General features: G+C 67.2%; 9 protein-coding genes. 2 read left to right on the top strand and 7 right to left on the bottom strand.

Annotated features, from left to right (window positions below; translation table 11 throughout):
* Window positions 1-98 precede the first annotated feature (98 nt).
* Window positions 99-2696 carry a glycosyltransferase gene (locus tag HNP46_RS26320; protein WP_184594891.1) on the bottom strand — a complete coding sequence of 866 codons (2598 nt, stop codon included), beginning with the start codon at window positions 2694-2696 and terminating at the stop codon, window positions 99-101.
* A 266-nt stretch (window positions 2697-2962) separates the two neighbouring features.
* Between HNP46_RS26320 and tcdA the strand changes: the two genes are divergently transcribed.
* A complete protein-coding gene (gene tcdA, locus HNP46_RS26325) occupies window positions 2963-3769 on the top strand; it encodes a tRNA cyclic N6-threonylcarbamoyladenosine(37) synthase TcdA (RefSeq protein WP_184594893.1) in 807 nt (268 codons plus the stop codon).
* Window positions 3770-4021: 252 nt separating this feature from the next.
* Here the strand turns inward: tcdA and HNP46_RS26330 are convergent, their stop codons facing one another.
* The 5 genes from HNP46_RS26330 to HNP46_RS26350 all read right to left on the bottom strand — a co-directional run bounded on the left by HNP46_RS26330 (window position 4022) and on the right by HNP46_RS26350 (window position 7738).
* Complete coding sequence (locus tag HNP46_RS26330) at window positions 4022-4438, bottom strand: SufE family protein (protein WP_184594895.1); 417 nt, start codon at window positions 4436-4438, stop codon at window positions 4022-4024.
* Window positions 4435-5640 carry an aminotransferase class V-fold PLP-dependent enzyme gene (locus tag HNP46_RS26335; protein ID WP_184594897.1) on the bottom strand — a complete coding sequence of 402 codons (1206 nt, stop codon included), beginning with the start codon at window positions 5638-5640 and terminating at the stop codon, window positions 4435-4437. Before HNP46_RS26335 ends, HNP46_RS26330 begins: the two co-directional genes overlap by 4 nt.
* A gap of 81 nt (window positions 5641-5721) precedes the next feature.
* A complete protein-coding gene (gene dapD, locus HNP46_RS26340) occupies window positions 5722-6756 on the bottom strand; it encodes a 2,3,4,5-tetrahydropyridine-2,6-dicarboxylate N-succinyltransferase (protein WP_184594900.1) in 1035 nt (344 codons plus the stop codon).
* Window positions 6757-6791: 35 nt separating this feature from the next.
* Window positions 6792-7418 carry a LysE family translocator gene (locus HNP46_RS26345; RefSeq protein WP_184594902.1) on the bottom strand — a complete coding sequence of 209 codons (627 nt, stop codon included), beginning with the start codon at window positions 7416-7418 and terminating at the stop codon, window positions 6792-6794.
* A gap of 11 nt (window positions 7419-7429) precedes the next feature.
* A complete protein-coding gene (locus tag HNP46_RS26350; protein WP_409372473.1) occupies window positions 7430-7738 on the bottom strand; it encodes an arsenate reductase in 309 nt (102 codons plus the stop codon).
* A 213-nt stretch (window positions 7739-7951) separates the two neighbouring features.
* On the opposite strand from HNP46_RS26350, the gene HNP46_RS26355 reads away from it, so the two are divergent.
* Window positions 7952-9613 carry a Na+/H+ antiporter gene (locus HNP46_RS26355; protein ID WP_184594906.1) on the top strand — a complete coding sequence of 554 codons (1662 nt, stop codon included), beginning with the start codon at window positions 7952-7954 and terminating at the stop codon, window positions 9611-9613.
* Window positions 9614-9822: 209 nt separating this feature from the next.
* Here the strand turns inward: HNP46_RS26355 and dapC are convergent, their stop codons facing one another.
* Window positions 9823-11019 (bottom strand): succinyldiaminopimelate transaminase, encoded by a 1197-nt coding sequence (gene dapC / locus HNP46_RS26360; protein ID WP_184594909.1) that lies wholly within the window; start codon window positions 11017-11019, stop codon window positions 9823-9825.
* Window positions 11020-11029 lie beyond the last annotated feature (10 nt).

Below are 11029 nucleotides of genomic sequence, written 5' to 3' on the forward strand. Positions count from 1 at the left end.
GCGCTTTCGTAGGATGGGTGGAGCTTGCGATACCCATCGGCTTGCCTGGCCGGGTATTGATGGGTATCGCTTCGCTCCACGCCATCCTGCGTTCGAGGTCAACTGGCGGGGGCAGTGTCTGCCACCGGCATCTCCTGAGCCTTGGGCGCCGCGGACAGCAGCGCCATCACCAGGGCGGCGAGGTAGGGCAGCGACTGCACCAGCAGCATGGCCACCCAGAACATCATGTCGCGGCTTGGCACGCCCTGCACCAGCACGATACCCAGCGCCGCTCCCCACAACAGCAGCATGATGAACACCTCTTCGCGCGCCTCCGCCAGCGCCACCAGCAGGCCATGGTTGGAGGCCATCTTCGGTGTGCGGAAGAACGGGATGGTCTTGGTGAACGCCCCGTAGAGCACTGCCTTGGCAATGGTGTGCGACAGCGCCAGCCCCGCCACCGCTGCCTGGAACGAGCGCAGCAGGTCCACGCCCACGGCGCGGCGGTAGAGGAACATGATCTTGCCGAACTTGAAGAAGAACAGCGCCAGCGGCGGGATGGCGAAGATCAGCAGCGGCGGGTCGACCCGCTTGGGCACGATGATCATCGCCGAGGACCAGAGCAGCGCGCCGACGGTGAAGAAGATGTTCATGCCGTCGGCGATCCACGGCAGCCAGCCGGCGATGAAGTGGTAGCGCTGGCCGAGGGTGAGCTGGCTGTCCTTGCCCTGGAACAGCGCGCGGGCGTGGCCCTTCATGATCTGGATGGCGCCGTAGGCCCAGCGGAAGCGCTGCTTCTTATAGTCGATGAAGGTGTCGGGCATCACGCCCTTGCCGAAGCTCTGGTGCGAGTAAGCGGCCGAGTAGCCCTTCTCGAACACCCGCAGGCCCAGCTCGGCGTCCTCGCAGATGGTCCAGTCGGCCCACTTCAACTCGTCCATCACCGTTCGGCGGATCATGGTCATGGTGCCATGCTGGATGATCGCGTCGCGGTCGTTGCGGGTGACCATGCCGATGTGGAAGAAGCCCTTGTACTCGGCGTAGCAGAGCTTCTTGAAGACGTTTTCCTCGCCGTCGTGGTAGTCCTGCGGCGACTGCACCACGGCGATCTTCGGGTCACTGAAGTGCGGCACCATCTGCTTGAGCCAGTTCGGCTCGACGCAGTAGTCGGCGTCGATCACCGCCACCACTTCGACGTCCGGCGCGGTGTGCGGCAGGATGTAGTTCAGCGCGCCGCCCTTGAAGCCGGCCAGCGGTGCGACGTGGAAGAAGCGGAAGCGCGGGCCGAGGACTTCGCAGTAGTCGCGCACCGGTTCCCAGACCGCCGGGTCCTTGGTGTTGTTGTCGATGATCAGGACTTCGAAGTCCGGATAGTCGAGCCTGGACAGCGCATCCAGGGTCTTCTTCATCATCTCCGGCGGCTCGTTGTAGCAGGGCACGTGCACCGAGACCTTGGGCCGGTAGCCGCTATCGGTGAGCACCGGGTCGAACGGCCGGCGGCGCTTGTGCACCCAGACCGTCTCGGCCAGTTCGTGGGCCTCGGTGAGCAGGACAATGAACACGCCCAGCGCGCCGATGCCCAGCAGGCCGCCGACGGTCAGGCTGAACCAGGTCGAGTACTGCTGGCTGTAGTCATAGGCGATCCACACCAGCACCGAGCCGCCGGCGAAGGCCACCGTGGTCAGGAAGGTCCGGCCGCGCTGGCGCAGGGCGCTGCCGTCGATCATCAGCAGGGTCAGGGCGAGCAGCGCCATCACCACCGAGGCGACCGCCAGGGCGCGCCATTGCGGGATGTTCACCACCGGCCCTTCGAAGTTGAACTTGGGCTGGCGCTGGGCGTTGTAGACGCCCCAGTAGGCGCCGACCGAGCCTTCGTCACCGACTTTCCATGGCTGGTCGAAGGCCTCGACGACGAAGTAGTTGTAGCCCTTCTTGTTCAGCAGGTTGGTCAGCGTGCGCAGGTAGATCGCCTGGTCCGCCTGGGTGGCGTCGGCGCCGCCGCGCATGCGGCCGTTGCTTGGCCAGCCGACCTCGGCCAGCAGCAACGGCTTGCGTGGGAACTTGGCGCGCAGCTCCTTGGCGCGTTCGAGGACGAACGGTATGGCGTCGTTCATCGCCGTGTATTCCCAGTAGGGCAGCACGTGGGCGGCGATCAGGTCGACGTGCTTGGCCAGCTCCGGGTACTTCTCGTAGATGTGCCATTGCTCGGCGGTGGTCACCGGCACCTTCACCGCCTTGCGCACGCGGTCCAGGTAAGCATTCAGCTGCTCGACGGTGACCTCGCGGCGGAACAGCGCCTCGTTGCCGACTATCACCCGCACCACACTGCGCGAGTTGTTGGCGATCTCGATGCCGCGCTCGATCTCGGCTTCGTTCTCCGCCTCGTCCGGGCCGATCCATATCCCCAGGCTGACGCGCATGCCCAGTTCTTCGGCCAGGCGCGGGATGTCGGCCAGCGAACCCTTCACCGAGTAGGTGCGGATGTTGTCGGTGTTCTTCGAGACCAGTTCCAGGTCGGAGCGGATTTCGTCGTCGCTGGGGAACTGATCCTTCTGCGGATTCTGGTTCAGGCGGAAGGGCGAGAAGGAGAATCCGGAAATGCTTTCCGGCCAGTCGGGAACGCTGACGGGGCGGTTGTAGAGGGCCCAGAAGCCGGTGAAGAGCGCCGCGAGGGCGACGAACACCACCAGGTTGAGGCCGAACTTGCGTGAGGACATGGTGCGATCGGGTTCCAAAGGGTGGAACGGGGAGGGGCCGGACAATCTCTGTACAGGACAGCCCGGTCGGGGCGCATCCTACCCCGCACTCCAGGGGCTGTACAGGTTGCCGGCGCCGTCCGCCGTGTGGGCGTACGTGGGCATTTTCCGACAGTTTAGAATGTGCTGCAGGCGCGTGGCTGAGACTGCGGCAAAACGGCTTTGTTGCAGGCGTGCCGCTGGCCGCCGGTATAGAATGCCGGCCGTTTCGACATGAGGTGTGGGTGATGCAACTGGATGATCAGCGTTTCGGCGGAATCGCCCGGCTTTATGGCCGCGAAGGCCTGGAGCGGCTGGCGGCCAGCCATGTGGCGGTGGTCGGGATCGGCGGCGTGGGTTCCTGGGCGGCCGAGGCCCTGGCGCGCAGCGGTGTGGGCGAGATTTCGCTATTCGATCTGGACGACGTCTGCGTCACCAACACCAACCGCCAGGTGCATGCCATCCAGGGCGCCGTGGGCAAGCCCAAGGTCGAGGTCATGGCCGAGCGCCTGAAGGCGATCAACCCGAGCGTCGTCGTACACGCTGTAGCCGATTTCGTTACCCGCGAGACCATGGCGGACTACATCACGCCGCAGCTGGACTGCGTGATCGACTGCATCGACAGCGTTGCCGCCAAGGCCGCGCTGATCGCCTGGTGCAAGCGCCGCAAGCTGCAGATCATCACCACCGGCGGCGCGGGCGGGCAGGTGGACCCGACGCAGATCCAGGTCGCCGACCTGAACAAGACCTTCAACGACCCGCTGGCTGCCAAGGTCCGCTCCACGCTGCGCCGCGACTACAACTTCTCGCGCACGCCGGGCCGGCATTACAGCGTGCAGTGCGTGTTCTCCACCGAACAGCTGCGCTACCCCAAGCCGGACGGCACGGTGTGCCAGTCCAAGAGTTTCGTCGGTGAAGGCGTGAAGCTGGACTGCGCCGGTGGTTTCGGTGCGGTGATGATGGTCACTGCGACCTTCGGCATGGTGGCTGCCGCCAGGGCTGTGGACAAGATCGTCGCCGGGGCACGCCGGCCTTCGGAGCGCACTGCGGGCTGATCCCAATTCCGGGCGCAACGGCCTTCTTCGGCCAGTTCGTGCCGGCTCTTCCCCTCACCCCAGCCCTGGCTACGCGCCCCGCTCGGAGGGAGAGGGAGCCGTCCGTGCCGGCTGACACCACGGTTTCTCCCGGCACTGAACGGTCCCCTCGCCCGCTTGCGGGAGAGGGTTAGGGTGAGGGGCTCTCGATCTTGTAGGAGCGGATTTATCCGCGATGGTTTCCGGCGCGATGTGGGCCTGTCGCGGACGGAGTCAGGAACCTCCGGCGGCGATCAGTTCCTGCATCCGCTTCAGCACGGCATTCAGGCCATTGCTGCGCGACGGCGACAGTTGCCGGCCCAGGCCCAGCTGATTGAACCAGTCGGGCAGATCGATGGCTGATAGTTCGTCGGCCGGCAGGCCTTCTACCCGCACCAGCAGCAACGCCAGCAGCCCACGCAGCAGACGGGCATCGCTGTAGGCGCGAAAATGCCAGCGCTCATCTTGCCGATCCGCCACCAGCCAGACATTGCTCTCGCAGCCCTGCACGCGCTGCTGGTCATCCAGCTCGGCCTCACTCAACGGTTCCAGGCGTTCGCCCCATTGCATCAGCAGGCGCGCCCGCTGCTCCCAGCCCTGCAGGGCGGTGAAGGCCTGCAGCGCCTCGGCGGCGGCAGCGGGCAGGCTCATCGCAGCAGCTCCAGGGCGTTGTCCAGCGCGGTGAAGAAGCGCTCGAGGTCGGTGCTGTCGTTGTACAGGCCGAGGGAGACGCGCAGGGCGCCGGCGACATCCAGGGTTTTCATCAGCGGCATGGCGCAGTGGTGCCCGGCACGCACGGCAATGCCCTGTTCGGTGAGCAGGTGACCGAGGTCGGAGACGTGCACGCCGTCGACCACGAAGCTGACCAGCGCCACGTCCGGCTCGCCCAGCACCCGTACGCCGTCACGGGCGCGCAGTCCGGCCAGCAGGCGGGCATGGAGGAAGCTCTCGTGGGCGCTGACTTCGGCACTGTCCTGCGCTGCCAACCACTCCAGCGTGGCGCCCAGGGCGATCACCGGGCCGATGGGCGGGGTGCCGGCCTCGAAGCCCATGGGCGCGCTGTGGAACTGCGCGTCGAAGTAGTCCGCCACGCGCACCATCTCGCCGCCGAACTGCCAGTGCGCCAGGCGCTGCAGAGCTTCGGGCCGACCCCAGAGCAGGCCGAGGCCTTCCGGGCCGTAGAGCTTGTGGCTGGAGCAGACATAGAAGTCGCAGCCCAGAGCTGACAGGTTGTGCCGACCGTGGACCACGCCTTGTGCGCCGTCGACCACGCTCAGCGCGCCGTGCTGGCGGGCCATCTGCAGCAGCTCCGGCAGCGGCTGCCAGGTGCCGAGCACGTTGGACAGCTGGCTGATGGCAAGCAGGCGCGTGCGCGGGCCGATCAGGCCGGCGGCGCGATTCAGGTCGATGCGGCCGGTGTCGTCCAGCGGCAATACCACCAGCTTCAGGCCGCGGCGCTGCGCCAGTTGTTGCCAGGGCAGCAGGTTGGCGTGGTGTTCCAGGGCGCTGATGGCGATCTCGTCGCCGGCCTGGAACTGCGCTTCCAGCCCGTAGGCCAGCAGGTTCAGGGCCTCGGTGGCGCCACGGGTGAAGATGACCTGCGCCGGGCTGCCGCCGTTGAGCCAGTTGGCGGCCAGGGTGCGGGTCGCCTCGAAGGCACGGGTAGCGCGCTCGCCGGGCAGATGCTGGGCGCGATGCACGTTGGCGGCGCCGCTGGCGTAATAGCCGGCGAGGGCGTCGAGCATGGCGCGCGGCTTCTGCGCGGTGGCGGCGCTGTCGAGGTAGGTCTGGCCTTCGGCCTCGAAGGCGGCGAGGGCCGGGAATTCGGTGCGCCAGGGCGAGGGAATGGACATGGTGGCCTCAGGCTGCAGGCCTCAGGCTACAGGCGAGAGCGCGCTTGCCTGTCGCCTGCAGCTTGCAGCCTGTCGCAGCTATCAGTTGTGCGCGTGCAGCGCCTCGTTCAGCTCGATGGCAGTCTTGTTGGTCTTGCACTCGACCGCGCCGGTCTGGGAGTTGCGGCGGAACAGCAGGTCGGCCTGGCCGGCCAGGTCGCGGCCCTTGACCACTTTGACCAGGTTGTTCTGGTCGTCCAGCACGGCGATCTTGGTGCCGGCGGTGACGTACAGGCCAGCCTCGACGATGTTGCGGTCGCCCAGCGGGATGCCGATGCCGGCGTTGGCGCCGATCAGGCAGCCTTCGCCGACGCTGATGACGATGTTGCCGCCGCCGGACAGGGTGCCCATGGTGGAGCAGCCGCCGCCCAGGTCCGAGCCCTTGCCGACGAACACGCCAGCGGAGACGCGGCCTTCGATCATGCCCGGGCCTTCGGTGCCACCGTTGAAGTTGACGAAACCTTCGTGCATCACGGTGGTGCCTTCACCGATGTAGGCGCCCAGGCGAACGCGGGCGGTGTCGGCGATGCGCACGCCGGCCGGGACCACGTAGTCGGTCATCTTCGGGAATTTGTCGACGGAGAACACTTCCAGCAGCTTGCCCTTCAGGCGCGCTTCCAGTTGCAGTTCGGCCAGTTCGGCCAGGTCGACGGCGCCCTGGTTGGTCCAGGCGACGTTCGGCAGCAGCGGGAAGATGCCGGTCAGGTTCAGGCCGTGGGGCTTGACCAGACGGTGGGACAGCAGGTGCAGCTTCAGGTACGCCTCCGGGGTGGAGCCGGGGGCGGCGTCTTCGGCCAGCAGAGTGGCGACCAGCGGCTTCTGGCTTTCAGCCAGGCGGTTGAGCAGGGCGGCCTGGGCAGCGTCCACGGTCTCCACGGCATCGGCCAGCTGGTAGGCCTGGTGGGCGGTGAAGGCGATCGCCTGGTTGCCGCCTTCGTAGTTCAGCAGCGGCGCAATGGCAGCGACCAGCTCGGCGCTGGGGTTGAGCAGCGGCTGCGCGTAGAAGACTTCCAGCCAGTTGCCCTGGCGGTTCTGGGTGCCGACACCGAAGGCGATGCTGAACAGGGATTTCGACATGGGGGTATTCCTTGATTCCGAAAGAGTGAGGTCGGTCAGGCCGGACGGCGGCTGAGCAGCAGGCCCAGCCCGGCGCTGCCCAGCAGCGCGGCACAACCACGGTTGAACAGGCGCCGGGCGCGTGCGCCGGCGAGCAGCTTGCCGAGGCGGACCCCGGCGAGCCCGTAAAGGGCGATGGCCAGCCATTCCAGAACCAGGAAGGCTGCGCCGAGTTGGGCGAACTGGGCGCCCACGGCCTGACGCGGATCGACGAACTGCGGCAGGAAAGCGGTGAAGATCAGGATCGCCTTGGGATTGCCGGCAGCCACCCAGAACTCCTGGCGGGCCAGGCGCCACAGGCTGGTGGCCGGAGCCGGGGAGCCATCCACCGACAGGTTCGCCGTCGGCGCGCGCCACAGTTGCACGGCGAGCCACAGCAGGTAGCCGGCGCCCACCAGCTTGATCGCCAGGAACAGCCACGCCGAGGCCTGCAGTACCAGCGCCAGACCGGAAGCGGCCAGGGCCAGCATGCCGGCGAAGGCGAGCAGCCGGCCGCCACCGGCGACGGTGGCGCGCAGCAGGCCGAAGCGTGCGGCATTGTTCAGCGACAGCAGGTTGTTCGGTCCCGGCGCCAGGTTCAGGGCGAAGCAGGCGGGGAGGAACAGGGCCCAGGCGATGCTCATCGTGGCGATGCTCAGGCCAGCGCGGCGGCGTAGGCGTCGGGCTTGAAGCCGACCAGGGTGCGATCACCCAGGTCCAGCACCGGACGCTTGATCATCGACGGCTGGGCGACCATCAGTTCGATGGCCTTGTCCTGGTCGAGGTCGGCCTTCTGCGCATCTTCCAGCTTGCGGAAGGTGGTACCGGCACGGTTCAGGACGGTTTCCCAGCCATGCTCGGTGCACCACTGGCGCAGGTGTTCGCGGTCGATGCCGCTACTCTTGTAGTCGTGGAAGGCGTAGTCGACGCCATGCTCGTCCAGCCAGGTACGGGCCTTCTTCATGGTGTCGCAGGCCTTGATTCCATACAGCGTCCGCTCGCTCACGGGGCGCTACTCCTTTTCGATGCATTTTTCAGGCGCGGGATTATGCCATTTCCCAGCGCCTTGCGGGACGCCGCCGGGAGGTCGGTGGATTGCAACAGTTTTTTGCCCGTTGCGGGGCTGATCCGCCGCGAATCGGGTGCTTCAATGGAGTGCTGTGCTGGGAGTTCGTCGATGCAAACCGTTTACACCGTGCTCATCCTGTTGCTGGTGGTGGGAGGAACCCGCCTCGCCGCGCAACTGATCCCGCTGCCCCTGCCGCTGATCCAGATCGCCGCCGGTGCCGCGCTGGCCTGGCCGAGCCTGGGGCTGCACGTGGGCCTGGACCCCGAGCTGTTCATGTTCCTGTTCATCCCGCCGCTGCTGTTCGCCGATGGCTGGCGCATGCCCAAGGGCGAGTTCTGGAAGATGCGCTGGCCGATCCTCACCCTGGCCTTCGCCCTGGTGCTGTTCACCGTGGTCGGCGGCGGTGTCTTCATCCATCTGCTGATCCCGGAGATTCCCTGGGCCGCGGCCTTCGCCCTGGCGGCGGTGCTGTCGCCCACCGATGCCCTGGCGGTCTCGGCCATCGCCCAGGACCGCCTGCCTCGGCGTCTGATGCACGTGCTGCAGGGCGAGGCGCTGATGAACGACGCGTCGGGCCTGGTGGCCTTCAAGTTCGCCATCGCCGCGGCCCTGACCGGTACCTTCTCGCTGATGGACGCCAGCCTGAACTTCCTGCTGGTGGCCATCGGCGGCCTGGCCAGTGGCGTGTTCCTCAGCTGGCTGCTCGGGCGCATCCGCGCCTGGATGATCCGCCGTGGCTGGGACGACCCGGCCACCCACGTGGTGCTGATGCTGCTGTTGCCCTTCGCCTGCTACATGATCGCCGAGGAGCTGGGCGTTTCCGGCATCCTCGCGGCGGTGGCGGCGGGCATGATGCAGAGCTGGGTCGACCTGCTGCCCCGGCAGACCAACACCCGCCTGCTCAACCGCAGCGTGTGGTCGATGCTGGAGTTCACCTTCAACGGCGTGGTGTTCCTGCTGCTGGGGCTGCAGTTGCCGGACATCCTCAAGTCCGTCGCGCACCACGCCGACGATGTGATGTGGCGCTCGTCGCTGCTGCTGTTCTACGTGCTGGCGGTCTACGCCGTGCTGCTGTTGCTGCGTTTTGGCTGGGTCTGGTGCTACTGGAAGGTGTCCGTGCGCTTCGAGCAGTGGTGGGGCATCGAACTGGGCGGCAAGCCGGGCGAGCCGGTGCTGCGGCTGTCGGCGATCTCGGCGCTGAGCGGGGTGCGCGGGGCGGTCACGCTGGCCGGTGTGCTCTCGGTGCCCTTGCTGCTGCTCGATGGCTCGGCCTTCCCGCAGCGCGACCTGATCATTTTCATTGCCACCGGGGTGATCCTGGTGTCGCTGATCGCCGCCACCATCGGCCTGCCGATCCTCCTGCGCGGGCTGCCGGCGGCCAGCAACGACCAGCGCGAGCGGGAAGTGCAGTCGGTCTGGCGCAAGACCGCGGCGGCGGCCATCCACCTGCTGGAAAGCGAGGAACTGCCGACCCGTGACGGCGCCGATGCCGACGAAACCGCGCGGCTGGCGGAGGTGAAGGCGCGGCTGATGGCCGAGTACCGCCATGAGCTGGACCCGGCGCCGGACACCCAGGAAGCCCGCGAACGTGCGCGCAGCCTGGAGCTGGCCGATCAGGCCCTGCGGATCAAGGCGCTGCGGGCGCAGCGGCTGGAGCTGTACCGCATGCGCCGGGAGCACGAGATCGACGACGAGACCATGCGCGAGGTGCTCGGTGAGCTGGACAGCCAGGAAGCCTGGGTGACCAGCAAGGCGGGAAGGTGGGTTTAGGGCGGCGGCAGGCTGCAGGCTGCAGGCAAAAGCACGAAACTGCTCTTCGCCTGAAGCCTGAAGCCTGAAGCCTGAAGCCTGAAGCCTGAAGCCTGAAGCCTGAAGCCTGAAGCCTAGGATCGTAGGGCGAATAACCTGGAACAGGTTATCCGCCGCAACCTGCGTGGCGGATAACGCTGGCGCGTTATGCGCCCTACGAACGCGGATGCTTACAGGCTCTGCACGTACTGCTTGATGCGCTCGGCCGCTGCCACGCATTCCGCCAGCGGAGCCACCAGCGCCATGCGCACGCGGTTGGCGCCGGGATTGTCGCCGTTCACTTCGCGGGACAGGTAGGAGCCCGGTACCACGGTGACGTGCTGCTGGTCGAACAGGCCGCGGCAGAACTCGGTGTCGTCGATCGGGGTCTTCGCCCACAGGTAGAAGCTGCCGTCCGGGCGCTGTACGTCGAGCACGCCGCCGAGGATGTCCAGCACGGCGTCGAACTTCTCGCGGTACAGGTCGCGGTTGGCGCGCACGTGGTCCTCGTCCTTCCAGGCCGCGACGCTGGCCAGTTGGGTCTGCACCGGCATGGCGCAACCGTGGTAGGTGCGGTAGAGGAGGAATTTCTTCAGCACCTCGGCGTCACCGGCGACGAAGCCCGAGCGCAGGCCCGGCAGGTTGGAGCGCTTGGACAGGCTGTGGAACACCACGCAGCGCGCAAAATCCGAACGGCCCAGTTCGGCGCAGGCGGTCAGCAGGCCGGCCGGCGGGTTCTGTTCGTCGAAGTACAACTCGCTGTAGCACTCGTCGGCGGCGATCACGAAGTCGTGCTCGTCAGCCAGGGCGATGAGTTTCTTCAGGGTTTCCAGCGGGACCAGCGCGCCGGTGGGGTTGCCCGGCGAGCAGAGGAAGAGGATCTGGCAGCGCGCCCAGACGTCCGCCGGTACGGCGTCGAAGTCCGGGTTGAAGCCGTTGTCTTCCAGGCAGGGCAGGTAGTGCGGCTCGGCGCCGGCCAGCAGGGCCGCGCCTTCGTAGATCTGGTAGAACGGGTTCGGGCTGATCACCAGGCCCTTGGCATTGCGGTCGACCACGGTCTGGGTGAAGGCGAACAGCGCTTCACGGGTACCGTTGACCGGCAGCACGTGGCGCGCGGCGTCCAGCCAGCCGGCCGGCACCTGGAAGCGGCGCTCGCACCAGGCGGCGATGGCTTCGCGCAGGGCCGGGATGCCCAGGGTGGTCGGGTAGACGGCCAACTGGTCGAGGCTGTCGGCCAGGGCCTTGGCGACGAACTCCGGCGAGCGGTGCTTAGGCTCGCCGATGGACAGCGCGATGGGCTTCAGGCCCGCAGGCGGCTGGGCGCCGGCCAGCAGGGCGCGGAGCTTCTCGAAGGGGTAGGGCTGGAGCGAGTCGAGGGCAGGATTCATGGGCAAGGCT

It is taken from the genome of Pseudomonas nitroreducens (assembly GCF_014204515.1).
GTDB classification, from domain to species: domain Bacteria; phylum Pseudomonadota; class Gammaproteobacteria; order Pseudomonadales; family Pseudomonadaceae; genus Pseudomonas; species Pseudomonas nitritireducens_A.